The sequence below is a fragment of the Paenibacillus chartarius genome (assembly GCF_042432825.1).
GTDB lineage: Bacteria > Bacillota > Bacilli > Paenibacillales > NBRC-103111 > Gordoniibacillus > Gordoniibacillus chartarius.
This window is the reverse complement of sequence record NZ_JBHLWN010000027.1, coordinates 192,009-217,209: the sequence shown is the minus strand read 5'-3', so window position 1 is coordinate 217,209 and position 25,201 is coordinate 192,009. Positions and strand designations below refer to the sequence as shown.

General features: G+C 53.5%; 20 protein-coding genes. 19 read left to right on the top strand and 1 reads right to left on the bottom strand.

From position 1 onward, the window contains the following. The first annotated feature begins 83 nt into the window (after nt 1–83). The 17 genes from ACFFK0_RS07610 (at nt 84) to ACFFK0_RS07530 (ending at nt 20,656) form a co-directional block, all read left to right on the top strand. Nucleotides 84–1,157 carry a LysR family transcriptional regulator gene (locus ACFFK0_RS07610; protein WP_377469466.1) on the top strand — a complete coding sequence of 358 codons (1,074 nt, stop codon included), beginning with the start codon at nt 84–86 and terminating at the stop codon, nt 1,155–1,157. Between the two features lie 16 nt (nt 1,158–1,173). After that, nucleotides 1,174–1,563: a DNA glycosylase family protein gene (locus tag ACFFK0_RS07605; protein WP_377469465.1), complete on the top strand. Its 390-nt coding sequence runs from the start codon at nt 1,174–1,176 to the stop codon at nt 1,561–1,563. Then, nucleotides 1,464–1,823: a DNA-3-methyladenine glycosylase family protein gene (locus ACFFK0_RS07600; protein ID WP_377469484.1), complete on the top strand. Its 360-nt coding sequence runs from the start codon at nt 1,464–1,466 to the stop codon at nt 1,821–1,823. The genes ACFFK0_RS07605 and ACFFK0_RS07600 overlap by 100 nt, the downstream gene beginning before the upstream one ends. 77 nt (nt 1,824–1,900) lie before the next feature. Then, on the top strand, nt 1,901–2,467 hold the full coding sequence (locus ACFFK0_RS07595) for a thioredoxin family protein (protein WP_377469464.1): 567 nt from the start codon (nt 1,901–1,903) through the stop codon (nt 2,465–2,467). 13 nt (nt 2,468–2,480) lie between these two features. Then, on the top strand, nt 2,481–3,110 hold the full coding sequence (locus ACFFK0_RS07590) for an MBL fold metallo-hydrolase (RefSeq protein WP_377469463.1): 630 nt from the start codon (nt 2,481–2,483) through the stop codon (nt 3,108–3,110). Between the two features lie 259 nt (nt 3,111–3,369). Next, complete coding sequence (locus ACFFK0_RS07585) at nt 3,370–3,636, top strand: hypothetical protein (RefSeq protein ID WP_377469462.1); 267 nt, start codon at nt 3,370–3,372, stop codon at nt 3,634–3,636. Between the two features lie 81 nt (nt 3,637–3,717). Further along, on the top strand, nt 3,718–3,915 hold the full coding sequence (locus tag ACFFK0_RS07580) for a hypothetical protein (RefSeq protein WP_377469461.1): 198 nt from the start codon (nt 3,718–3,720) through the stop codon (nt 3,913–3,915). 203 nt (nt 3,916–4,118) lie between these two features. After that, nucleotides 4,119–5,174, top strand: a complete 1,056-nt coding sequence (locus ACFFK0_RS07575; protein WP_377469460.1) for a LacI family DNA-binding transcriptional regulator — start codon at nt 4,119–4,121, stop codon at nt 5,172–5,174. A 242-nt stretch (nt 5,175–5,416) separates the two neighbouring features. Next, the gene (locus ACFFK0_RS07570) at nt 5,417–8,581 is read left to right on the top strand and encodes a beta-galactosidase (RefSeq protein ID WP_377469459.1); all 3,165 of its coding nucleotides are present in this window, start codon (nt 5,417–5,419) and stop codon (nt 8,579–8,581) included. A gap of 24 nt (nt 8,582–8,605) precedes the next feature. After that, a complete protein-coding gene (locus ACFFK0_RS07565) occupies nt 8,606–9,535 on the top strand; it encodes a glycoside hydrolase family 113 (protein ID WP_377469458.1) in 930 nt (309 codons plus the stop codon). A gap of 213 nt (nt 9,536–9,748) precedes the next feature. Then, nucleotides 9,749–13,474, top strand: coding sequence for a glycosyl hydrolase (locus tag ACFFK0_RS07560; RefSeq protein ID WP_377469457.1), 3,726 nt, complete (start codon nt 9,749–9,751; stop codon nt 13,472–13,474). A gap of 131 nt (nt 13,475–13,605) precedes the next feature. Further along, complete coding sequence (locus tag ACFFK0_RS07555) at nt 13,606–14,916, top strand: ABC transporter substrate-binding protein (protein ID WP_377469455.1); 1,311 nt, start codon at nt 13,606–13,608, stop codon at nt 14,914–14,916. 91 nt (nt 14,917–15,007) lie between these two features. Further along, nucleotides 15,008–15,895: a carbohydrate ABC transporter permease gene (locus tag ACFFK0_RS07550; RefSeq protein WP_377469454.1), complete on the top strand. Its 888-nt coding sequence runs from the start codon at nt 15,008–15,010 to the stop codon at nt 15,893–15,895. Between the two features lie 21 nt (nt 15,896–15,916). Continuing rightward, nucleotides 15,917–16,729 (top strand): carbohydrate ABC transporter permease, encoded by an 813-nt coding sequence (locus tag ACFFK0_RS07545; RefSeq protein ID WP_377469483.1) that lies wholly within the window; start codon nt 15,917–15,919, stop codon nt 16,727–16,729. 34 nt (nt 16,730–16,763) lie between these two features. Then, nucleotides 16,764–17,504: a response regulator transcription factor gene (locus ACFFK0_RS07540; RefSeq protein WP_377469453.1), complete on the top strand. Its 741-nt coding sequence runs from the start codon at nt 16,764–16,766 to the stop codon at nt 17,502–17,504. 50 nt (nt 17,505–17,554) lie between these two features. Beyond that, nucleotides 17,555–18,838, top strand: coding sequence for an ABC transporter substrate-binding protein (locus ACFFK0_RS07535; RefSeq protein WP_377469452.1), 1,284 nt, complete (start codon nt 17,555–17,557; stop codon nt 18,836–18,838). A gap of 24 nt (nt 18,839–18,862) precedes the next feature. Further along, nucleotides 18,863–20,656, top strand: a complete 1,794-nt coding sequence (locus tag ACFFK0_RS07530) for a sensor histidine kinase (RefSeq protein WP_377469451.1) — start codon at nt 18,863–18,865, stop codon at nt 20,654–20,656. Nucleotides 20,657–20,698: 42 nt separating this feature from the next. Here ACFFK0_RS07530 and manA read toward each other — a convergent pair whose 3' ends face one another. Next, entirely contained in the window at nt 20,699–22,600 is a 1,902-nt protein-coding gene (gene manA / locus ACFFK0_RS07525; protein WP_377469450.1) for a mannose-6-phosphate isomerase, class I, read from the bottom strand. A 96-nt stretch (nt 22,601–22,696) separates the two neighbouring features. On the opposite strand from manA, the gene ACFFK0_RS07520 reads away from it, so the two are divergent. Both ACFFK0_RS07520 and ACFFK0_RS07515 read left to right on the top strand, forming a co-directional pair. Further along, nucleotides 22,697–23,737, top strand: a complete 1,041-nt coding sequence (locus ACFFK0_RS07520; RefSeq protein WP_377469449.1) for a LacI family DNA-binding transcriptional regulator — start codon at nt 22,697–22,699, stop codon at nt 23,735–23,737. Nucleotides 23,738–23,958: 221 nt separating this feature from the next. Further along, complete coding sequence (locus ACFFK0_RS07515; RefSeq protein ID WP_377469448.1) at nt 23,959–24,912, top strand: hypothetical protein; 954 nt, start codon at nt 23,959–23,961, stop codon at nt 24,910–24,912. The last annotated feature ends 289 nt before the right edge of the window (nt 24,913–25,201 follow it).

Here is a 25,201-nt window from a genome sequence, read left to right as displayed (position 1 = left end):
TGTATTTGATATCAAGTATTTGAGTTATCGATATCTAATCTGCAAAGGGGGACGGCTCCATGCTCGAACAGCTCGAAGGCAGGATGTTCGTGACGTTCCTCACCGTGCTGGAGGAACGAAGCTTCAGCCGGGCCGCCGAGCGGCTCGGGTACGTACAGTCGACGGTGACGGCGCAAATCCGGCTGCTCGAGCAGGCCTGCGGCAAGAAGCTGTTCGACCGGCTCCCGCGCGGCGTCGAGCCGACGCGGGCGGGGCTTGAGGCGGCGGCGTATGCCGCCCGGTTCGTGCGGCTGAGCGAGGGGCTGAAGGAAGCGATGGCCTCGCTCGACGAGCCGCAGGGCAGCTTGCATGTGCAGGCGCTGGAATCGTTCAGCACGGCTCATTTGACACCGGTGCTGGAGGCGTTCGTCAGCCGGTATCCGCGCATCCGGCTTGAGCTTGCCGGGGGCTTCCTGCAAGAGACGGCGGAAGCCGTAGCGGCCGGCCGCGCCGAGCTGGGCCTCGTGCCGGCCGACCCGGGCCGCGGCGAGCTCAGCTTCGAGCCGCTGCTGACCGAGCGGCTCGTCTGGGTCGCCTCGCCGCAGGTGGGCCGGCGCTGGCGCGCCGACGGCTGGGACGCGCTCTCGGCGGAGCGCGTCATCGGCTTCGGCGGCCGCTGCATGTACCATACGCTGGCCGAACGACTGCTTCAGCAGTACGCTTCCGCCTACAATGTGCCACGGCGGGCTCCGGCGCCCATGGTGTTCGCGAGCCCGGAAATGATTCGCCAGGCGGTGCGCTGCGGGCTCGGTTTCGCGCTGCTGCCGCAGACGACGGTCCACGCCGATATCGCCGCAGGAGTGCTCGATGAGCTTCCCCTTAACGACGCTATATCACCGGACTCCGCGGCACCGAACCCCGGCTCCGCCGCCCCTGTGTTCATCGAGCCGCCCGGAGCATCGCTCACAGCACTGTACGCTGGCTCAATCGCCACCGCATGCACCGAGCCGCCCGATGCACCTTCCGCCGCCGACCCGCTGCTGCTGACACACGGACTGATCCGGGCCAAGCACCGGGAGCTGTCGACGCCGGCGCGTCTGTTCCGCGAAGCGCTGCTGGAGCATTTTGACGATTCGTATCGTTCAGCTAAAGCCAACATACCGCCAGTACATTCCTAAGAGGGAGGTTGTCCCGATGTTCGCCGAGCCTTTATTTCTGCTTGACCCCGCCGACGAACGCGTGCTTGCGCTCGGCCTTGCCGACCCGCGCCTCGCTATGCTCATCGGCCTGATCGGCGAGCTGACGATTACCGGACGCCGCGATCCGTTCCAATCGCTGGTCCGAGCGCTGATCGGCCAGCAGCTGTCGGTTAAAGCGGCGGCCACGATCTGCTCGCGTGCCGAAGCCGTCTGCGGCGGCCAATTGACGCCGTCCGCTCCGTCCCGGAGGAGGCGCTGCGCGCCGCGGGCGTATCCAAGCCCAAAATTACCTATATCCGGGCGCTTGCCGAAGCGATGCATAACGATGTATTTGACGCAGAGGCGCTTCGTTCGATGTCCGATGAGCAGGTCATCGCCGCATTGACGAAGGTGAAGGGCATTGGCCGCTGGACCGCGGAGATGTTCTTGATCTTCAATCTTGGCCGCGAGGATGTGTTGTCGCTCGGCGATGCCGGGCTGCGCCGCGCCGCCGTTTGGCTGTATGGCAGCGATGAAGAAGGGGCGCCCCCGCTGGAGGAGCTCGGCCGGAGCTGGGCGCCGTATCGCTCGATCGCGTCCCTATACTTGTGGGAAGCCGTCAATCGCGGACATGTGGACGCCGGTCCTGCGCCGAATAAGTTTTGAGCCCAGTCCCACATTCTGCTAAAATAAACTCAGCAACGTGCTTGTACGTAACATTTTCCCATGGGAGGACTGTTCAAGTGAGCAAGAATATCGCAAGCAAGCTGGGCCAAGGGCTTAAACCGCAGCAATTCATCGAGGCAATGACGAAGAACAAAGAGACGTTCCAGGATTGGTACGACCGGTTCAACTGGCCAAGCGAGGACGACAAGGAGTTCTTCGAGCAGCTTCAGAACCGCGACGATCTGCGCTGTGTCATCATTGCCGCCGACTGGTGCGGCGACGTCGTCCGCAACGTGCCTGTCGTGTTCCGGGCGCTTGAGCCGACCGGCATGCCGGTTGAAGTGCTCATTATGGAGGAGCATCTGGAAACGATCGACCAGTTCCTCGTGATGGGCGGCCGTTCGATTCCGGTCGTCATTATCGTCGATACAGGCGGTTTCGTGCTTGGAACATGGGGACCGCGTCCTGCTTACGTACAAGAGCCGATGGTCGAGTTTAAGAAAAACAACCCGGACCGCGAATCGGCCGACTACCAGACGAATCTCGCGGCGACCCGCGAAGAAATCAAGCGCCGTTACGGCGAAGGTACCGGTTACCAGGACTTGATCGTACGCGAGCTGCGCGAGCTGATTTCGACATTCTAGGAGGCCGGCGTTCTTGATCAAGATAGAATCCTTCAGTCTCGGCCCGCTGCAGACGAACGCGTATCTGCTGTCCGATCCGGAAGCCGGCCGAGCCGTCATCATCGATCCGGGGATGAACCCGGGACCGCTGCTAAAGCGTATCGAAGGGCTGCACATCGAGGCGATCCTCTTGACGCATGCCCATTTCGATCACATCGGCGGCGTCGATGCGATCCGCAAGAGCAAGGGCTGCCCCGTCTACTTGCACGATGCCGAAGCCGATTGGCTGACGAACCCGAACAAGAACGGCTCGAGCCGCTGGCCGGATCTCGGCGGCCCGATCGTGACGGACCCTGCCGAATACGCGCTGGACGAAGGCATGATCCTCAAGCTGCTGGACGGCCGGCTAACGTTCAAGGTGCTGCACACGCCGGGACATTCGCCGGGAAGCGTAAGCTTCCTCTTCGAGAAGCATCTGTTCGGCGGCGATGTGCTGTTCAAGCTGTCGGTCGGCCGGACGGATCTTACGGGCGGCAGCGAACGCGAGCTGCTCGATTCGATCCACGGCAAGCTGTTCGAGCTTGACGACGACGTCACGGTGTACCCCGGTCACGGCGGGCGTACGACGATCGGATTCGAGCGGGAGCATAATCCATACGTATAACCAAGGTAAACCCACCCATGGCCGGTCGAGGCCATGCGGTGGGTTTTTCACTTGCAGGACATGGGCCCGGAAGCACGCCATTCCGACATCCGTACCTGTAACGGACGCCTGCGGGCAGGAGTCTATTTTCGATGAGTCTGGGTGTTTACCGTGTACGGGACAAAACTCCCTCCATAGTATGGTGATGTAACGATGAAGCTGCTTATGAAACTTTCGAACCAGCATATACTGTCGAACCGCCGCGAAGGAGGTGACCGATATGGAAATGAAACCACCTGTAATGCATACTCCGGTCGTTATGCCGGCCCCAGCACCAGCTCCAATGCCAGTTCCGATGCCAGTTCCGATGCCGCACCATGACAACCACGTTCACCTGCATGCATCCTACAAGCACACGGCAATCGTGCTTCCGGAAATCAAGCCGGTAGTTCACGCTCCGGTTGTAGTTCCTTGCTACAGCAACTATGGCGCAGTTCTCGTTCTGTTCATTCTGCTTGTGATCATTACTCGCGGTCTGTTCCTGTAATCCACGGGAAGATGGCCCGCCGATCCCCGCCCCTCTTCATGGGGCGGGGATTGCTGTGCTGAAGCGGATGTATCGATTGGTATGAAATGGGTTATATTTCTGCATGGTTGGATCGCGATGACGTACGACCGTACGCGTCCCAAATACAAATATGTGGCGATGACGAGTCGAGGGCGGGAGCTGCTGCGCAGTCTTGTTCAGGCCGTGAATGAGGACGAGCGTTTTCCGTATAATTTGTCAGGCTTGCAGCCTGAAGAGCTGGCGCATTTTTTGCATTGACGAAGTGCTGCATTACGTCCATCGTGTGCAGTGGCGTTATGCTTATTCGGTTCCGATTTTGATCGGATTGTATGCGATGGGTAATTTTGCTTATGCAGATGAATGATCGTATTGACCGAAATCATAACAAAATTTATTTTGTTAGGTAAATGAGGGGGAGTATGCTAAAATAAAAATAACAGCCTGTGATGGAGTGAAGTATAGTGAGAACAAAAAAAGTGACCATGCAGCAAATCGCCGATCAAGTAGGCGTCTCCAAATTCGCTGTTTCTCAGGCCTTATCGGGGAAGGGCGGAGTAAGCGAGGAAACACGCGCCAAAATTATTCAAGCGGCTTTAGCTCTCGGTTACCGGATCCCGAATCCGATGCCGTCCAATAAGCAGTTCAAACCAAAAACCGATTTCGCCTCCACCAACAAAGGGGACCGCAATACCGTCATTATCCTCATGCCAAACGTCAGATTCCAGGACAGCAAATCGGGATATTGGGGGAGAATCATTGCCGGCGTTTCTTCCGAGCTGGAAAAGCTAGGTGCCAGGATATTGATGCTAACGGAAAACAATGCCGAAGGACTAACAAAAATCATAAATCCCGACGCTATTTTAGGTCTGATCGGAATCGGGTATATCGCGAGGCCGCTGTTATTGGAAATTCGGAATTCGCAAATTCCGTTCGTATTGGTCGATCACGAAGATCCGCTGATTCCCTGCGATGCCGTCTTTATGAATAATTATGATGCATTCCGAAAGCTGACAACGAATCTTTATTCAATGGGACATACCCGGATGAGATTTGTCGGTAACCCTGCCTATTCGCGAAGCTTTCTTGACAGGTGGCTGGGATTCCGAACGGTTCTGGAAGAGAGCGGACTGGTTGTGCCTCCCGCAGACGATCCGTTCATGGCGATCGGGGATGAGGGTGTGCACGAATGGCTGGAAACGAACGTTGATCTTTTGATTGAACGCAATCAACTGCCATCCGTATTTGTATGTGCGAACGATTTTTTTGCCCATGTTATGATTCAAATTTTGCAACAACGGGATTTGAAGGTTCCTGAGCATGTGTCCGTCACGGGATTTGACAATATGGAGGAGTACAACGCGCTCTCTCACCTGACGACTGTGAATGTGCCTAACCAATTAATGGGTATCCGTGCGGTGGAAATCCTTCATCATAGACTGGAACACCCGGACCGCCCGTTCGAAAAAGTGTTAATATCCGGAGATATTCTGCTCAGGCAATCTGTCAGGAACATATAAGTACACATCCATAGAGAGGGAGGCCGATATCGGGCCTCTCTTTGTTATTGTCCGGCATTTGACCTAACAAAAATAAAGTTAGATCGTTATTGAAAACGTTTGATTGCCGAACCTAGTTTCTATTGACAGGATAACGTATGCATAATATAGTTATGCCATTACCTAAATTAATTGCTAACAAAACCTAATTTCCGTATCGTTCAGGCTGAAGGAAGACTAGTGATGAAGGAGGAGTTTCCAGGATGAACCCCCAATATGTCGTTTTCTACGATGAGCATTTTCCATATGAAGGTGAAAGGCCCAACAAGTCGTCGCTCGAGCTGCTCCGCAGCCGATACAGAGTCGTCGGTGCGGATGCTCTGGCCGAGGAGCTTGCCAAGGAAGATGCAGCAGCATTCATTCATCTGCATGGCGCTTACTTTCCTAAGGAAGCGTGGGGAGCGTTGCTGCAACATTTGCGCCAGGGCAGAGGACTGTTGTCGATCGGCGGGGCTCCATTTAAAAGGCCGGTCTACAAAGAAAACGGAGCATGGGTGGCGGAGCCCGAACAGACCGGTTATCATCAGCAGCTGCATATTCACGAAGCGCTTCCGGTTGAGCCTACTCCTGTCGCAAAGCTGATTCATCATCGTGACCTTCCGCTGTTTCAAGGATACGAGAAGCTGTTCACCGTCGAACCGACGTATGGTTTGGCGCTTCATGTGACCAAGGCCGACGATCAGCCGGGACAACTGGGCTCGGCAGGGCCGATGGATGCTCACATTTATCCGCTGTTAAAGGGCATCGGAGCAGCTCCGTTGGAGCGTGAAGTCGCAGCTCCGGCTGTTCTCATCGAGAACACCAAAGGCGAGTATGCCGGAGGACGCTGGATCTTTATCAACCAGGCATTAAGGCAAGCGTTCTGGGCGGAAGGAGGAGCGGCGGCGCTGGAGGAATGGGCCCGATTCACACAATGGGGAGTCACGGAGCTTTGGTTGAAGCCTAATTATGCTTCCTATGAGCCCGGTGACCGGGCGACGCTGTCTCTGCAGGTGCAGCGTCTCGGACCCCAGCGTGATTTGCGAGTCCACTGGACGCTCAAACTGCGGGTTATGAAGGCGAAAGATTCCAGCGTTTCGAATCCTGCACCGGACTTCATCTACCGAACGGAGCAGTTCGACACCGTATGGGAAACGGAAACGGACATACAAGCTTCCAGAGAGCTTGGGTTCCGTAAAGTTCACTTGCCGATGGGGATTGAAGCGGGCTTCTACATTGTTGAGTGCGAAGCGGCATCGTCGATCGGAGAGACAAGGCTGCTGCGTCAAGGGTTCTGGGGCTTTGATGCGGAGCTGCTCGCTCAAGGGGATTACTTGACCTGCGACCGCGACTACTTCCGGAAGAACGGAAAGCCGCTTCCGATCGTCGGGATGACTTATATGACAAGCGATGTCGCACGCAAATACTTGTTCCTGCCGAACGCAGCCGTATGGGACCGGGATATGGCTCAAATGAAGCGCGCCGGCATCAACATGATTCGGACAGGAATATGGACGGCTTGGCGGCAGGTGATGTTTGTCGACGGGCATGCTTACGAGGAGGTGCTGCGTGCCGTCGATGCTTTTATCCTGACGGCCAAGCGGTACGATTTGGAGCTGACCTTTAATTTCTTCGCCTTCACGCCGGAAGCCTGGGAGGGCGTCAATCCGTACCTGGACCCGCGCAGCGTGGAGGCGCAGAAACGGTTCCTGGCCTCCATCGTTTCCCGTCATGCCGATTCCAAGCATGTGCATTGGGATTTAATCAACGAGCCGTCCATGTTTGATCCGAAGCGAGTGTTCCGCGGTCCCCGTTCTTCGCATGACAAATTCGAGCAGGCTGCCTTTGTTGAATTTTTGAAGGAACGTCACGGAACGATTCGCTGCTTGCAGGAGCGTTGGAATATGACGCCGGAGCAGCTTCCTTCTTTCGAAGCGGTCAAGCTGCCCGAACCGGATGAGATCAACATGAATACGACGGAAACGCTGGAGAAGAAGGGCGGTCCGTGGCTCGATTATACGCTGTTTACGATGGAGATGCATAACCGTTGGGCGGAGCAGCTCATCGAAACGATTCGTCATATTCAGCCGAAGCAGCTGGTTACGGTAGGCCAGGACGAAGGGCTTGGAGGACAGCGGCCGTCCCCATTTTTCTATGCGCAGGCGGTTGACTATACGACCGTTCATACTTGGTGGTTAATGGACGATCTTGTATGGGACGGAATCTTCTCGAAGGATACCTGCAAGCCGAACGTTATACAAGAAACGGGCATTATGTACGTAGAAACGCCTGACGGCCGGGCGAAACGAAGCGAGCTCGAGCTGCGCAACATATTGGAGCGCAAATACGCGTACGCGTTCTCGACCGGCGGCGCCGGAGCGGTACAATGGATTTGGAATATTAATTTCTACATGAACAATATTAACGAGTCTCACATCGGCGCGCTTCGAGCGGATGGTACGGAGAAGCCGGAGGCGGACGTATCCTATGATTTCGGCGCGTTTATGGGCCGGATCCGGGACTTGTTTGAAGCTCGCGAGCTCGAGGAAGTTGCCGTCGTATTCCCGTATTCCAACGATTTCTCCAACCGCAAGCTGGCCGGCGAAGCTACCGCAAGAGCGATACGCACGCTTTCGTACGAAATGAACGTGCATGCGCGAGGAATAAGCGAATACCATCTGCAATCTTTACAGGACTACAAGCCTAAGCTGATTATCGTTCCAAGCGCTCACAACATTAGCGATGAAGCGGTGCAGACGCTGACGGATCACGTCCGGGAGCACGGCGGTACGCTGCTCTTTACGGGGCCGGTCGGATTGGATGCCTATTGGCGTCCGGCTGCGAGATGGGAGCGTGAGCTCGGGGCGGGGCAGGTGACGAACCTTCGCCGTGAGGAGTCGCTTTGGCTGGAGGGGCGCCGTTACCCGGTTTCCTTCGGCGGCAGCCGGATCGCGGATTCGAACAAGCAGCTTCTTCGGGAAGAAGGCTGTCAAGATGCGACCAAGGTCGTTACGGAAGCATGGGGAGCGGGACATGTCGTCTGGTGTCCGCTTCCGCTCGAGCTTAATTATCGTACCGAGGTATTAGGCGATCTTTATCGATATGCGGGACGGCTGGCCAAGCTTCGCCAGGAGCTGGAATGGATCGAGGGCGGCGAGCTCAGCGGCGTGTATGGCCGCAAGTTAAGCTACAACGGCGGCCACCTGTTTATTTTCGTATCGGAATACGGCCATGATGCCCAGCTTCGGATTAAGGACCCGGCGACCGAACGTACCTATGGTTTCAATCTCGAAGCCGAGCGAACGGTTATGTTTGCAACGGATAAGCATGGCGGCATCATCGCGGTTTATCGTCCGGATGAAGTCAGTATTTCTGTACAGGAAGCGTGAATCGGCATAACGGAGGCGTATAACGTGGAATTTGTAAAAGGAATAACCTGGGGATGGGTCGGGACGAGAGGCACGTGGGGGACGAAGGAAGCTGAATTTTCGATGGAGGAGATGGCGAAGACGGGCGTAAACTGGACGGCGATTGCGTTCTCCGCTCTCCAGGATCATCCTCAGGCGACCGAAATCCGGTTTCGCGAAGAGCCGACCGTAACCGATGCCGAAATCTTGTGGGCGATACAAAAGGCAAAGGAATTGGGGCTTAAGGTGTGTTTAAAGCCGGTAGTGAATTGCGCCAATGGCGTTTGGAGGGCTCACATCAATTTCTTTGATATCGACGTGCCTTGCGAGCCAAAGTGGTCGGAATGGTTTGCCAGCTATACCGGCTTTATTTTACACTATGCCCGGATCGCCGAAGACACGGGGTGCGAGATGTTCTGCATCGGCTGCGAAATGGTACAAACGGACCGTCGCGCTGCGGAATGGAGAGAGCTGATTCGCAAGGTGCGGGAAGTGTACACCGGAATGATCACTTACAATTGCGACAAATATCAGGAGCGTCAAGTTACATGGTGGGACGCCGTCGATGTCATTTCCTCGTCCGGTTACTATCCGATAGGCTCTTGGGACGAACGCATCGCCGACTTGGAGTCGTTCGCGCAGGAGCAGAAGAAGCCGTTCTTCTTTATGGAGGCAGGCTGCCCGAGCCGCAGCGGTTCCGCTCAGGTGCCGAACGATTGGGGACTGCAAGGCCCGGTAAGTATGGAGGAACAGGACGAATACTACCGCGTAATGTTCGATAAGCTGGATAACAAGCCATGGTTCTACGGATATATGCTATGGGATTGGCCGGCAAAGCTATATAGCCGTGAAGAGGCCGAATCCAATGACGATTATTGCATATACGGGAAGCCGGCGGAGAAGACGGTTAGGGATTATTATATAGGGAAAAGGTAACATTGAATCTAAGGTAAGCAGAGATGAGGTTAGAGGTGCGGCATTCATCAATTTACGGATCGCATGCATCTCTAATTAACTCTCATGGAAGAAGGACAATAGAGGACAATAAATCGCAATCCAACCTCCTGTTACGCAGGGGGCAATGTTCTTATAATGTTACAGGAAAGCAATAAGAATCATTCATTTAGAGGGGAAAGAGGAGGTTTCAAGGTGAACAGAAAGCAAAAATGGTTATCATGCGTACTTTCGGGACTCATTACGGCAGCGCCTTTGTTCCCGTTAATGGATGCTGCGTCCAGTGCTCAGGCTGCAGCGGTGCCATCGCCATTTGGCGACGTAAAGGGACATTGGGCCGAAAACAGTATTAACAGATGGCTTGCAGATGGAATTGTAAGCGGTTACTCCGATGGGGGCTTTCATCCGGATGAAGGGGTCACGAGGGCGGAGTTTGTTACGATGCTCAATAAACTGTTTGGGTTCTACGTCAAATCCGAACAGTCCTTCTCCGATGTCGATGCCGCAAGCTGGTTCGCAGATCAATTGTCACTCGCGCGTCAAGCCGGATATTACGAAGGATTTTCGGGCAACAAAGCCCGTCCGGGCGACAACATAACGCGTCAGGATACCGTCACCCTGCTGGCTCGGGTATTTTCGCTGAAACCGGCACAAGGAGCGGCGGCAGCAGAGAGGTTCACGGATTTTGAGAAAATTCAAGGCTACGCACGCGATGCTGTGAATGCGCTTGCAGAAAGTCTTAACGGCTATGAGGACGGAACCTTTCGTCCGGAAGGCTCGATCACGAGAGCTGAAGCCGCAGCACTTCTTCATAGCCTGGTAGCGGATATTTACAAGAACGAAGGCACTGTCGAAGCCGGAACGATCGCCGGTAATGTCGTGATCAATCAGCAGGGTGTGATACTGAGAAATGCGCACATTCAGGGCAATCTTTATTTGACTGCAGGGATCGGAAACGGTGAAGTCACCCTTCAAGGGGTTAAGGTAGATGGCCATACGTTCGTTGAAGGCGGCGGCCCCCATACGGTCATATTCGACAGCTCCCAGCTGGGCGAAGTAAACGTAAATCGCATGGAAGGAGAGGTTCGCGTACTGACAAAGGGCGATACGCGCGTGTCCAGTATTTCCGTTGATACCGCTTCCAAGCTTGAGCTCAGCTCGGGCACAAAGGTCGATTTCGTACAGCTGAACACGCCGGCGACGGTAATTGTAGCAGGTGGAGCAGAGGTTAAAGCGCTCCATGTGGATGCCAAAGCGTCCGGCACGTCCATCTCCGGAGATGGCAGCATTCTGAAAGCGAGCATTAAGGCCGACGGAGTAACGGTTAAAGGTAAAGCCGTGACTTCGGGTGAAGTGACGATCGCGAACGGAGAGGTTAATCCGGCCGCCCCATCGGCACCGGTTCCCGCTTCAAGCTCTGCACCGGTATCGTCCGACCATTCTTCATCGGATTCCTCCGGCAGCCCGCAGCAGACGGTTAAGGCTGATCTTGTAGACAAGAACGCCTCGAATGCGACGAAGTCTTTGTTCGTCTATTTGAATGAGATTCGCGGCAAACAGATTTTGTTCGGTCATCAGCATGCGACAACGGAGGGCATTTCCATTACCGCTAAAGACGGGACGCAGTCTGAAGTTCAGAACGCCGTAGGCGATCTGCCGGGCTTGTTCGGCTGGGATACGCTGAGCCTGGAAGGCTTCGAGAAGCCGGGAGTCGGCGGCGCGTCCCGGCAGGACAATCGCGACAAGCTTACAGCGGTCATGAAGTCGGCCTATGAGAAGGGCGGCGTGCTGACGCTCAGCTCGCATATGCCGAACTTCGTTACCGGCGGCAGCTTCTACGATACGAAGGGTATGGTGCTTTCGCACATTCTGCCGGGCGGAGATAAGCATGCGCAGTTCAATCAGTTCCTCGACATGGTGGCCGATTTCGCCAACAACCTGAAGGATGACAGCGGCAACCCCATCCCGGTTATCTTCCGGCCTTTCCATGAACAGAATGGAGGCTGGTTCTGGTGGGGAGCCCCATATCGGACAAAAGACCAATATAAAGAGATTTACCGGTACACCGTCGAATATTTGCGCGATGTGAAGGGAGTTCACAACTTCCTGTACGCCTTCTCGCCAGGCAGCCCGTTCAACGAATCGAACGACATCTTCCTGGAGACGTATCCGGGTGACGATTATGTCGACATTCTTGGCTTTGATACCTATTATGACGGAGTAACGCAAGGCTATTTCGATACCGTCGTGAAGGATGCCAAGCTGATTGCCAAGCTTGCGGACGCAAAGGGGAAAGTAGCGGCCTTTACCGAATTCGGATATTCCAATGTGAAGCCGACCGGCACGAAGGACTTGCAGTTTTTCACGAAGCTGGCGGCAGCGCTGAAATCGGATCCTGATGCCAAACGGATGGCCTACATGCAGACATGGGCGAACTTCAACACGGATAACATCTTCGTCCCCTACAAGAATGCGCCGGGGTTGGGAGATCACGAGCTGCTGCCGGATTTTGCAGCGTACTATGAAGATGCCTATACCTCTTTCAATCAAGAAGTTAAAGCAGCCAACGTATATGGCAAGCAAGTAACGACGGCTGACGAGAAGCCGTTCCTGCACATTGCCGCACCGACGTCAAATGAGACGGTGGCGGCAACGAAACCGGCTACGATTCGCGCTCGCGTGTTGAACCAGAATACGGCTCGCGTCACTTACCGGATCGGTGACGGCGGGACCGAAACCAGCATGACAAAGGATACGGATGGATTTTTCTACACGGCCGACTGGACGCCGGGACCGTCCCTCGACGAGCAGGGAGCGGCATTGACGGTTACCGCGTATGCGAATGACGGCACCAAGCTGTCGGAAACGATCCGAGTATTCGTCAGCGATGTATCTCCGAACACCGACCCGCTTGTAGTCGATACGTTCGAAACTTATAAAGGCAGCAACGAGCTTCTGGATGCGGCCTATAGCACGAATGGCGACCTGAATACGATGACTCTGGACAGCGAGCATAGGTTTGAGGGCAAATACGGCCTGAAATTCGTTTACAGCGTGAACGGCCAGGGCTACAGCGGCGAAGTGAAAAATATGAACAACGTCGACTGGTCCAATGCCAACAAGCTGAAATTTTGGCTGCAGCCGGACGGAAGCGACCATAAGCTCGTTATTCAAGTGAAGGCTAGCGGCATTACGTTCGAAGCTTATCCGTCCATTGCGGGTACTACGGCAGGCGTGGTGGAAATTCCGTTCAGCCAGTTCGCGCCTGCTCCTTGGGATACGGCAAATGCAGGCCAAGTGATGACCAAGCAAAATTTGCAAGACATTCAGTCATTCGCGATATACGTGAACAAGAAGGAATCGGCGGCCGGCACCAACGGCATTCTCTATTTCGACGACATCCGGGTGTACGACGACGGTACCGGCGGTGTGCCGAACGGCGGTTCGGGTCCAGGCAGCACACCGGCGCCGGCGGGTCTGTTATACGGCTTCGAGTCGGATACGCAGGGGTGGACCGTGGATGTGAATAACGCGAACGCAGAGGCGGCGTCGGTATCGCATGATGTATACGCACAAGGCCTCGGGTCGCTGAAGGTAGATTTCTCGCTATCCGGAACGGACTTTGAAATCGTGAAGTTCGAAACTATCGATTTGTCCGGCGTGAATGAGCTGAGCGCGAAGCTTAAGCTCCAGAGCGGTACGGCTAAAGCCCGCTTGTATATCAAAGCCGGATCCGGCTGGACCTGGACGGATAGCGGGATGGTCGATGTAGAATCCGAAGATTTCGTAACCGTGAAGCTTCCTCTATCGGGTGTTGCCGATCTGAACTCGGTGAAAGCAATCGGAGTCAAGCTGGAGCAGTTTACCGGCAAGGGGGCAACGGCGGTATACGTGGACGATGTGCGTCTTGCGAAATCTTGATATGAAATCGCACTCACCGAGAACATTATAAGACTATAAATCGCAATCTAGCCTCCTATAAGTAGGGGCGCTCGCCTCTTATAATGAAATCAAGAAAGCGATATCAAACCAATTGAGAGGGGAAACACTACATGAGAAATATGCTACCGGCCGCAATAACGGCAATCATGTCTCTTTCCGTATTGGCAGCTTGCGGAACCGCCGGCAACGAGAGCGGCAAACCGGCTGACTCCGGCAACTCTTCTACGGCGCCTGCCGCAAGCTCGGCCGCCGGTGCCGGCGGGAACGCCAGCATCAAAGGGAAAGTGACGTTCCTGACAAACCGTACGGATATGGTCGACAAAGAGTATAAGGAATATGCCAAGCGGTTCAAGGAAAAATATCCGAACGCGGAAATCGAGTTTGAAGCTGTACGCGATTACGACAAGACGCTGAAGGTGCGCATCTCATCCGGAGACTTCCCGGACATCGTACTTGTCCCGACGATTCCGAATGCGGATTTGCCGAAATATTTTGCTCCACTCGACGATCTGGGACTGAACGACAAAATTTACTTTAAAGATTACAAGGCGACCGGCGGTAAAACTTACGGCATTGCATCCGGCGCGTCTACGGTTGGCATCGTTTACAACAAAAAGGCGTTTCAAGCTGCTGGCATTACGGCCATCCCGAAGACGCTCGACGAGCTGTACGCAGCAATGGATAAGCTGAAAGCGAAAGGCATCGTGCCGTTGGCTTCGAACTTCAAGGACAAGTGGCCGCTGCAGTCTTGGGTGTATGATCTTCCTCCGGCGATCGCCGGCACCGCGAATGTGGCCAACGACCGCATTAAATCGGATGCTCCGTACACACTCGACGGCGCTTATGCCAAATCGTTCGGTATCCTGAAGAACCTGCATCAGAAGGGTTATTTGGAGCCGGATATCAACTCCACAAACTGGGAGCAGTCGAAGAAAGACGTAGCCTCGGGCAAGTTCGCGATGTACCTGCTGGGCAACTGGGTCATTAATCAGGTTATCGAGAACGGCGCGAAGTCCGAAGATATCGGATTCTTCCCGATGCCTTACGATAATTCGGGGAAAATCAATTCGCCTTTGAACCCGGATTGGTTCTACGCGGTGAACAAGAACAGCAAAAATGCAGAGACAGCCAAAGCGTTTGTCAAATGGATGATCGAGGACTCGGGCTTTGACAAATTCGCCGGCTTCATTCCGGTCCTGAAGGATAAGCAGCCGGAGCTGGCGCAGCTGACCGAATTCAAATCGTTCAATCCGACGTTCATTGAAGGCGTACCGGACAACGATCAAGCGATCGCTACGCAGAACAAAGCGCAGATCGATCCGCCGGCTATGGTACAGGACTTCGTTCTGGGAGACGGCAAAGCCGTCTTCGATAAATTCAATAAACAATGGGCGGACGCCAAGAAGTCGCTCGGCTATTAATAGAAACCGGTTGAGGCAAAATGGATTATCCGTTCGTCGATAATCCATTTTGCATTAAACCTGAAGATAGGGTGGAAGGAGAGAGAATCGCATGTTCAACGCATTGTCTTATAAGTCTCAGAAATGGATCGTAATCATAGGGTTTCTGCTGATTCCGATGTCGCTCCTTTTTACATTTACGTTTTACCCTGCATTGAAGCTCGTTTATCTCAGCTTTACGGATTGGGACGGAGTAAGTCCGGACCAGAAGTGGATCGGGTGGAACAATTATGTCGAGATCTTTCAAAATCCGAAGATCTTCGGTGTGTTCGTCAATCAAATTCCGTATTTTCTCGTCGGTGTCGTGCAGAATGCAGTCGCCTTATTGTTCGCCGTCATTCTGAATCGGAAGCTGAAGGGGCGCAACTTCTTCCGGATGATCTTATTCCTGCCGTTCATTATGAACGGCGTCGCGGTCGCCTTCATGTTTCAGTTCGTATTCGATACGACGACCGGCTCCCTAAACGCATTGCTCGATGCGGTAGGGCTTGGCGCCTTGAAGACGAGCTGGCTCGGCAATTCCAATATCGTCAACTATTCTTTGGCATCCGTCGGATTCTGGAGATTCATGGGATACAATATGGTCATTTATATCGGAGCGCTGCAGGCTATTCCCGGTGATATGTATGAAGCGGCCACGATCGATGGGGCCAGCGGCTCCCAGCAGTTTTGGCATTTGACGCTTCCTCATTTAACAAAAATCATTGAGCTGAACATGTTCCTCACGATCAGCGGCGCTCTCTCCGTATTCGACCTTCCGTTCATTCTGACAAACGGCGGACCGGCGGGCGCATCGACAACCTTCGTCTTCAAGACGGTGGAGACCGCCTTCCAATTTAACAATTACGGGCTGGCATCCGCGATGAGCATTGTGCTGCTGTTGATTACCGTCGTGATTCTGGGCATTCAAAATCAAGTCATCAACCGGAAGGGGGAGTAGAAGGTGGCGCGCAAAAGCTTAATGACCGGATTGCAATACGTACTGTTAGTGCTCGCTGTCTTCGTAGTCATTTTTCCGCCGTATGTGGTGTTCGTCAATGCGTTTAAGAAAAAGGACGAGTTCGGTTCCTCCGGTCCGTTTACGCTTCCGGAGAGCTTCCTGAACTTTGAAAATTTTCGTATCGTGTTTGAACGGGCGCATATGGATCAAGCGTTCCTCAACACGTTCATCATCATTACCGTTTCGCTGGCCGGCAATGTGGTGCTTGGAACGATGGTAGCGTACGCCATCGGCCGGTTCCATTTTCGGGGGAAAAGCATGATCATGGGTGCCTTCTTGGCGGCAACGATCATTCCAACCATTACCACGCAGGTCGCCGTATTTTCGATTATTCAAAGTCTGCATCTGTTCAACACGCTGTATGCGCCCATTATTCTTTACATCGGAGCCGACGTTGTACAGATATACATTTATATGCAATTCATTAAAAATATTCCTTATGAGCTGGACGAAAGCGCGATGATCGACGGGGCGTCACTCGTCCGCATCTACTGGAACATGATTTTCCCATTACTATCGCCGGCGACGGCCACTTTGGTCATCCTGAAGACGATCAATATTTACAACGACTTGTATATCCCGTATCTTTACATGCCGAAGAGCCAGCTGGGCGTCGTTTCAACCTCTATCATGCGTTTTGCAGGAATCAATCAGGCGGAATGGAATTATATATGTGCAGCTATTCTGATCATCATGATTCCAACCGTCATCTTATATCTGCTGCTGCAGAAATACATTTTCTCCGGTGTGACGAGCGGCGCAGTGAAATCCTGATCTCGGGTTGGAGAGGCCGTAGGAGTGAGCCGTTATGAATGTTATAATCGTGGATGATGAAGAATTCATTCGTCTGGGCATCGCGAAAATATTGAGCAAATCGGAGCTTCCCGTTCATATTGCCGGCCTGTACGCCAACGGGATGGAAGCATGGGCCGAACTGTCGAAGCTGGCGCCGGGCGAGCTGGACGTGCTGATCACCGATATCAAAATGCCGGTCATGGACGGTCTCAGACTCATTGAGAAGGTCAAAGAGAAGATGCCGGATCTGCCGGTCATCATCTTAAGCGGGTTTAATGAATTTGAATATGCCAGACAGGCATTGCGATTCGGCGTTACCGATTATTTCCTGAAGCCGCTCGACAAATACGAATTATGCCAGGCTCTATGGAAGCTGTACCATATGAAGGAAGAAACAGCCCCCGAAGACCACCAGCAGGTGGTCCGGGGGCAAGAGCATTATGTGGTGGAACGGATCCGGTACATTCTGGAGAAGGAATACGATAAGCCGTTCAACCTGGAGAAGCTAGCGGAGAGAGTCGAGCTCAGCCCCAGCTATGTCAGTAAATTTTTCCGCCAGCAGACAGGGAGCACGGTGACCGATTTTCTGATGACGCTGCGGATCGAAAAGGCGAAACAATTTATGGCGGATTTTCCAAAATTGAAAAATTACGAAATTGCCGGCATGGTCGGTTACTCGGACCCGGTGTACTTCAATAAGCTGTTCAAAAAAATAACGGGCGTAACGCCTAAGGAATACAAGGAACGAAATTAGCGCATGCGAAAAGTTGTAAGCCTTTGCAGGAAGGAGAAGTCAGGAACCGCATGATGAGGCAAATAAGGGCAGCACTTCTCTTTGTAACCGCGGTTGCGGGCTTGTCAGGCTGCTCGATCGGTCTTACGCAAACCGGACAAACGGCAACGACGCCAAGCGTTGCGGCAGATCCGGAATGGAACGGCACGATCACGGTGGTGACCAACCGGACCGATCTCATCGAGACGAAATATAAACAGTACGCGAAGGAATTCAAGAGCCGCTATCCGACTGTTACGATCCAGTTCGAAGCCCTGCGCGATTATGATAAAAACATCAAAATCAGGCTGGCCTCGGGTGAAACGCCCGATGTCATGCTGATTCCGCTCATTCCGGTTGCCGATCTGCCGAAATTTTTTCTGCCGCTCGGAAGTCTTGGCTATAATCCGTCTGAGCTGTATTTTTCGGAATTCAAATCGTACCAAGGGGACATTTACGGCATATCCTCCGGGGTTGCCGTCACCGGGGTAGTATATAACAAGGCAGCTTTCCGCAAAGCAGGCATAACCGAGCCTCCCCGTACGCTGGACGAGTTCTTTGCCGTATGCGCCAAGCTGAAGCAGATCGGCGTCGTGCCGCTGGCGTCCAACTTCAAAGACCGCTGGCCGCTTCAAGTATGGACCAGCGATGTGCCTCTGCTGCTCTCGGGAACGGGGGCGATCAAGAATGAGATGACCAAGACGGATGCGCCGTTTCAACCGGACTCGCCCTATGTGCAATCGATGGCCATTCTCAAGAAGCTGTACCTGAATAACTACCTGGAGAGCAACTTGTACGATACGAATTGGGAGCTCTCGAAGAGGGATATGGCGGAAGGGAAAACAGCAATGACCATCAACGGCAATTGGCTCGTCAATCAACTGATTGAGAACGGCGCCAAGCCGGAGGATATCGGCATGTTCCCGTTTCCGGCCGACAATTCGGGCAAGCCGCGGGCTACCTTGTACCCGGACCGCTTCTATGCGGTGGGAAAAAATACGAAGCATGCCGCGGCGGCCAAAGCCTTCGTCAAGTGGATGCTGGAACAATCCGACTATGAGGAGTATTCGGGATTGATTCCCGTGCTGAAGAACCGGGCCGTCAAGCTCCCTCAGCTTCAAGAGCTGGAATCGTATCGGCCGGAGTATGTGGAGTACGCTCTGGATTCCGAGCTGTACAGCCAGATTCTGAATAAAGCCCAGCTGGAGATGCCCGCTGTCGTTCAAGAATACTTGTTGGGCGATTCCGAACAGGTACTGGACAAATACAACAAGCAGTGGGCTCGGATCCGAAATGCGCTGCGCGCTTCCCCTTGATCGGACGCGAAGAAGGAGGCTCTCATGAATTCCGGTTTCAAGCGAGCGGGTACGAGAATATGGCTGCTTTTCGCCGATGCCAGCATGAAGAAGAAGCTGATTGTCGTGTTTCTCTTTCTGATTACGCTGCCGCTTACATTGACAAGCTTTATTTCTTACCAGAATTATTCAAGGTCGATGCAGGAAAATACCGAAACGTACGTGCTGGGGACGACCTCGGAGCTTCTGGACAAGCTGGACAATTACATCATGGACATTAAGCGAATCTCCGCTCTTCCGCTCTTCATGGAGGAGATGCAGGCCAAGCTTACCCAGCCGGGACGCAGCTTCGATAAACTGCGGACGGTAGAGCTGTCCATTCTTTCGATTAATAACATTAAGCAGGATACGACTTCGGTCTACATTATCGACAATTATGACGAGCTGTACTACAACCTGAAAACCGATGGCGTTCGCAACGATATCCGGGACAATATTCCTTATTTTCGCCAGCTGGCCAAGGAAGCCGACGGGCTGCCCGTGCTGCTGCCTGTGCAAGAGGTCGAGTATTCCTCGGGAAGCAAGGATTACGTGTTTTCGGTCGTTCGTGAAATTCGCGATGCCGCCTCGATTACGCCGATCGGCATCATCGTCTTCGACACCTCGGTGAATGTCATGGCCAAGACCGTTAACGAGCTGGATGCGATTACGAAGGGCAAATCGATGATTCTCGACCAGCAAAACCATATTGTGTATGACAGCGACCGTTCGTATATTACCCAGAACAATGAACGCTGGCCCTTCCTGAACAGGCTTCAAGGGAAGCAGGGCAGCTTTGAAGTGGACTGGGAAGGGGAGCCGTACATTTGTACGTACATGACCTCGGACAAGACCGAATGGAAAATGGTTTCCTTGATCCCGATGAAGGAAGTAACGGCCAAGGCGAAGCTGAACCGGAACGTGACGATCCTGGCAACTCTCGCCATTACGGGCTTCGCGCTGCTCGTTTCCATCGTCATTTCACATTTCTTGACCAAGCCTTTAAGCAAAATGTCCAAAATCATGAAACAGGTCCAGGCCGGCAATCTGAACGTGCGGCTTCATGTGCGATATGCCGATGAAGTGGGCTTGCTCGGCAAGCATTTTAACCAGATGGTCGGCCGCATCGAGGAGCTGATCGGCGAAGTGACCGACAGCCGCCTGCTGAAGAAGGAAGCGGAGATGCGAGCGCTGCAAAGCCAAATCAATCCGCATTTTATTTACAATACACTGGAAACGATACGGATGATGGCGGAGCTCAATGATGACGAGCAGGTTGCCGCTATGACGTATAACTTAGGTCAAATGCTTCGCTACAGCTTGACCAGGGGCAACGAAACCGGCACGGTGCAATCGGAGCTGGAGCATTTGGAGCATTATTTGTACCTGCAGAACATGCGCTTTAACGATAAGTTTGCACTCAAGATGGACGTGCCTCCGGAGTTGCTTCGAACCCCTATGTTAAAGCTCGTGCTGCAGCCGATTGTAGAGAATTCCATCTATCACGGCTATGAGAAGTACGGAGGGTCGGGCGAAATCGGCGTATCCGCTTATCAGCTCGGTACGGACATATTCTTTATCCTGAGCGACGACGGTGTTGGCATGAGCAAGGAGCTCGTAGATAAGCTGAACGACCGGTTCGATAAAATCATTTATGAGCAAGGTACAGGGCGAGGAATCGGGCTGCAAAACGTGAATGAGCGAATCAAGCTGCATTACGGCAAGGAATACGGGCTCCGCGTGGAAAGTCATTTCGGCAAGGGGACGAAGGTGATCATGAAGATTCGCAGTTCATCGTAAATAACGGACGGCTCTCCATCGGGAGGACCGTCCGTTTTTGATTTACTTCTGACCGGTGCTTGATACGATGAGCTCCAGCCTTCCGCTGATCCGGTACGGGCCGAGATTCCGGGGCAGCAGGAAATGATCGCCTTTGCGCAAAGCGAACAACGCATCTCCGCAATCGATGGCGCCGGTTCCGCTAACGACGCTTGCGATGAGAAACCGGTCTTCGGATGCGAATGAAGCAGTTCCGGCAATCTCCCATCTTTGTACGGTGAAAAATGAATTGCGGATGTACGTCGTTCTTGTACAGTCCTCATATACCTCGGAAGCCGTATGAGTCTCCGCCGGTACATGCGGCACGCTGGTCACTTCGATCGCTTTGTCGAGGTGAAGCTCGCGAAGCTTCCCATCCGGACCGACCCGGTTATAATCATAAACCCGATACGTCGTGTCGGAGCTTTGTTGCGTTTCCAGCACAACGATTCCTTTGCCCAAGGCGTGCAGAGTACCGCTCGGTATGTAGTAAAAGTCGCCTGCTTTCACCTTAACCCTCGTTAACAGGTCGGACCAGTTTCCGCTGCGGATGTAATCCACAAGCTGTTCTTTCGTTTGCGCCCGGTGCCCGAAAATGATTTCCGCATCGGGCTCGGCGTCGAGGATGTACCAGCATTCCGTTTTGCCGAGTTCGCCGTGTTCGTTAATAGCTGCATATTCGTCATCGGGATGCACTTGCACGGACAAATCGTCCGAGGCGTCGAGGATTTTGATTAATAAGGGGAACGGAGCCTCGGCGTCTGTTGTCCCCGGGGCGCTAAATAGTTCACGATGCTGCACCCAAAGCTCGCCCAGCGTCTTTCCTTGAAACCTGCCGTTTCGCACGATGCTTTGGCCGTTCGGATGCGCCGAGACCGCCCAGCACTCGCCGGTATGCGGGGAAGGAATGTCGTAACCGAACCCTTCCTTTAATTTGGTGCCGCCCCATATACGCTCTTGAAACACAGGCTGCAAAAATATCGGTTCAATGGACGAATTTTGGTTTCCTTCGCCTTGGGCTTTGCCGATGTGAAGGAGAGCGGCCGCCCCGATCAGGCCGGCATCCTGGCCGAGCGCCGCAGGGACGACCGGCGTTTGCCGTCCGGACGGGTTGAGGGCGTTCTTTTCCACGTAGCGGGCAACTTCCCGGAACAATACATCTCCTACTTTGGAAACGCCGCCCCCAATGATGATTTTGTCCGGGTCCAATAAGTTAATCAAGGTGACGCAGCCGACGCCGACTTGGCGAAACGCCGTTTCATACACCTCGAGCATCTGCTTGTCTCCCTGAGATGCCAGCGCAAAAGCCTCTTCCGCAGTGACCGGACGTTCGAGCTTCGCGGATGCTTGCCGGGCGATGGCCGTTCCCGAAGCGACGAATTCCCAACAGCCGTCTTGGCCGCAAGAGCAGCGTCCCGCCGCGGGGTCGATCACAATATGACCGGCATCCCCGGCATTGCCTGTCGAGCCGGTGACCAATTGGCCGTGCATGTAAATACCGGCTCCAATTCCCGTACTGATCGTCACATAAACGAAATGATCGCTGTCCGTTCCGGCTCCGACCCATTTTTCGGCTAAAGTTGCGGCAGTTGCGTCATTTTCCATAAGGATAGGATGATCGACATATTTCTGAAGCTCACTCACCAGCTGGAATCCTTTCCAATCCGGCAAATTCGGCGGGCAGACGATAGTTCCGCTTGCAGGATGCAAGGGGCCGGGGGCGCCAATACCGATTCCAAGCACTTGGCTAGGCTCGACGGCAGCTTCGCTGCACAGCTCGCGGACCGCTGCTGCGATCCTCACAACCATAGCTTCCGGCGGTCCTTCCGTTGCCAGCACGCGCTTTGCCGCAATGTGACCCGCAGGGTCAACGAGTCCGATCGCCGTTTTGGTGCCTCCGATGTCAATTCCGATTGCATACTTCATCCGAATTCCTCCTCATTTACTTGAAAATGCTTGACAAAACATTGATATATCAATCATTATGTAAATGGATTGTATCATACAATCGGAGTGTGGAAAATGATGAATCGCAGAAAAAAAGTGTCGATGCAGGACATAGCCGATCATTTGCAAATTTCGAAAAATGCCGTGTCCATCGCACTGGCAGGCAAGAAAGGCGTCAGTCGCGAAGTCCGGGAGCAAGTATTGCTTACGGCCAAGGAGCTTGGATATGGAAGATACGGTGAGCGAGACAAGCCGTCGCTAAATATGCTTGTGCTTGTCCCTGAGCGGATTATCAGCTTTGAGGATAACGATCATTTTTTGTTTTTTCACAATCTGATGTGGACGCTGGAAAAGGAGATTCGAAATCAAGGCTATAACGCCGTTATTGCCCGTATTGACCGGCAGATGGAGGAAGAGCGCCGGCTTCCGAACCTTTTTCACGACGTGCCTTTTGTCGGGGTCGTATTGTTCGGCATTGTCAGCCATTCCTATGCGGGGATGGTCGCGGAGCAGGGCAAGCCGTTCGTTATGCTGGACTCGTATCACCGCGGTATTCGAGCGCCGGCCGTGACCTCGGCCAACATAGAGGGGGCCTATGAAGCGGTTACGTATTTGAGCCGCTGCGGCCATCGGCGAATCGGCTTTGTCGGAGCGACAAATTTGACGACGAGTCACGAAGAGCGCTGGGTCGGGTATTGGACGGCGATGAGGGATGCGGGATTAGCGATGGATGCCGCTATGTGCTTGACGGAGTCGCGGGGATTTGAAGCCACGGAAGAAGAAATACGCAATTATTGGCAAAGTATGCAGGCCAAGCCGACAGCCGTATTTTGCAGTAACGACCGAGCTGCGATTCTGCTCATGAAGGTTCTGCGCGATATGAATATTCGCGTGCCGGAGGATGTTTCCGTGATGGGATTCGATGACTTAAGGATGGCCGAATCGATGAACCCGGGGTTAACGACGATGCGGGTCGATATTCCGGGTATGTGCCATGCCGCCGTCGAGCTGCTGAGGATGACGCTGGATACGGAGCGGGCTATGATTCGGTGGAGCGTTCCGCCTGAACTGGTTGTAAGGGGATCGGTCAGCGCGAAGTATGAGGAGAAGGGCTAGGGTTCCTGGAACTGAGGCAGCCGGGAATGGCCGGCTGCCTTCATGTCCATATGAAGCTATCATCGTGATGCCGAGCCAAATACCGGCCCACGCAAGCGCCCCTATATACCAGTACCCGAAGACGAGCGATGCTGCTCCGACCAATTGGACGGCGCCTGTAACGGGGCGAAACCGCTACGGCAGTTTCAGAGTAATATGCGACCAGCAAGCTTTGAAGTATAATGGAATCCATCTTCCTTCGCTTGGATGCGTTATCCGAAACCATTAAGCAGGCCCGGTTCGATGCCCTCGTTATCATCCTTCGAGGCGGCTCTTTTGCCGGCGTGCATATGGCATTTCTTACCGGTCTTCCGCTTTTCTTTCTCAAATATGACCGGCCAACGCGAAACGTAATTCCGGTCGGGCCCCTTCCTCCACCCAATGCTCGCCTTCTCATTAGTGAAGATTTTGCCGGAAGCGGTAAAACATTAATAGATTGCAAAGCGTACCTGGAGCGTGAGGGTTACAAATGTTCCACGCTCGTTGTAGTTAGGGATCAATTATCGGCCTCAATTCCGGATTATTGTTGTTTTTATTTGCAAGAAACGGATGCAAGGTTCATTTTGCCATGGGAACGCGCCGAGATCAATCCGGACACCGTTCTCCATTCGGGCACTTACATGGATCCTGAATATGAACATACGGCATGGGATTTGGACGGTGTATTCCTTCGGGATGTGGATTCCGCACAATATCGCGATAACCTCGAAGAAGCGCTTATGCTAAGGGACTCTATGGCTCCGGCAGCCTTTGCCCCAAAAGTTCGAAACGGGGATATCATCATTACAGGCCGCCCGTCATTGGATAGGGAGAGAACGATACGCTGGCTGCAGAAGCACAATTTCAACATTCCTATTGTTTTCAGGGACGATGATATCGAAACTCCAACTGCGGAAAGCACGGCTCGTTGGAAGGGGAACCGTGCAGTGGAGCTTGGCTTTACGCATTTTGTTGAAAGCGAAGCTGAACAAGCGGTGCACATGGCTTCCATGTATCCCGAACTGCGCGTGACATGGTGGAATGAAGGGAAGCCCATCATGCTTCAAGCATCTGAATTAGCACGGGCTAGAAATAAAGTGCAAAATACCGGAAACGTGTATGACGATATCTCATTAACTCCAACTGGACGACTATGAAAGTAAATGCAGCTTGCCTCTCGACTGAGGGCAGGCTGTATTTTTTTCAATCACTGCTGCCAGTCCATCGACATGAAGAAGGTTAGAATGTCTGAGCAAAGGAATCACGATCTCGAAAGGTGGGTACCGAACGCGGCAACGTATGCAGGACCCAGAGCTTGAAATTATGGATTGCTTTATTCATTATAAGTATTCCCAGAATTTACATGCCATCGCCATACCGTCTAGCCCAAGGTATTTTTTTCTCCAGCTTCTATTGACAGTTAAAGGATTCTGCATATACAATCGT

Bases quoted from the DNA above. Each gene is read 5' to 3' on its own strand.
- ACFFK0_RS07515 (WP_377469448.1), top strand. From the start codon at position 23,959: ATGGAATCCATCTTCCTTCGCTTGGATGCGTTATCCGAAACCATTAAG.
- ACFFK0_RS07550 (WP_377469454.1), top strand. From the start codon at position 15,008: ATGTTCAACGCATTGTCTTATAAGTCTCAGAAATGGATCGTAATCATA.
- manA (WP_377469450.1), bottom strand. From the start codon at position 22,600: ATGAAGTATGCAATCGGAATTGACATCGGAGGCACCAAAACGGCGATC.
- ACFFK0_RS07540 (WP_377469453.1), top strand. From the start codon at position 16,764: ATGAATGTTATAATCGTGGATGATGAAGAATTCATTCGTCTGGGCATC.
- ACFFK0_RS07605 (WP_377469465.1), top strand. From the start codon at position 1,174: ATGTTCGCCGAGCCTTTATTTCTGCTTGACCCCGCCGACGAACGCGTG.
- ACFFK0_RS07520 (WP_377469449.1), top strand. From the start codon at position 22,697: ATGATGAATCGCAGAAAAAAAGTGTCGATGCAGGACATAGCCGATCAT.
- ACFFK0_RS07555 (WP_377469455.1), top strand. From the start codon at position 13,606: ATGAGAAATATGCTACCGGCCGCAATAACGGCAATCATGTCTCTTTCC.
- ACFFK0_RS07530 (WP_377469451.1), top strand. From the start codon at position 18,863: ATGAATTCCGGTTTCAAGCGAGCGGGTACGAGAATATGGCTGCTTTTC.
- ACFFK0_RS07545 (WP_377469483.1), top strand. From the start codon at position 15,917: ATGACCGGATTGCAATACGTACTGTTAGTGCTCGCTGTCTTCGTAGTC.
- ACFFK0_RS07580 (WP_377469461.1), top strand. From the start codon at position 3,718: ATGAAATGGGTTATATTTCTGCATGGTTGGATCGCGATGACGTACGAC.
- ACFFK0_RS07610 (WP_377469466.1), top strand. From the start codon at position 84: ATGTTCGTGACGTTCCTCACCGTGCTGGAGGAACGAAGCTTCAGCCGG.
- ACFFK0_RS07570 (WP_377469459.1), top strand. From the start codon at position 5,417: ATGAACCCCCAATATGTCGTTTTCTACGATGAGCATTTTCCATATGAA.
- ACFFK0_RS07535 (WP_377469452.1), top strand. From the start codon at position 17,555: ATGATGAGGCAAATAAGGGCAGCACTTCTCTTTGTAACCGCGGTTGCG.
- ACFFK0_RS07585 (WP_377469462.1), top strand. From the start codon at position 3,370: ATGGAAATGAAACCACCTGTAATGCATACTCCGGTCGTTATGCCGGCC.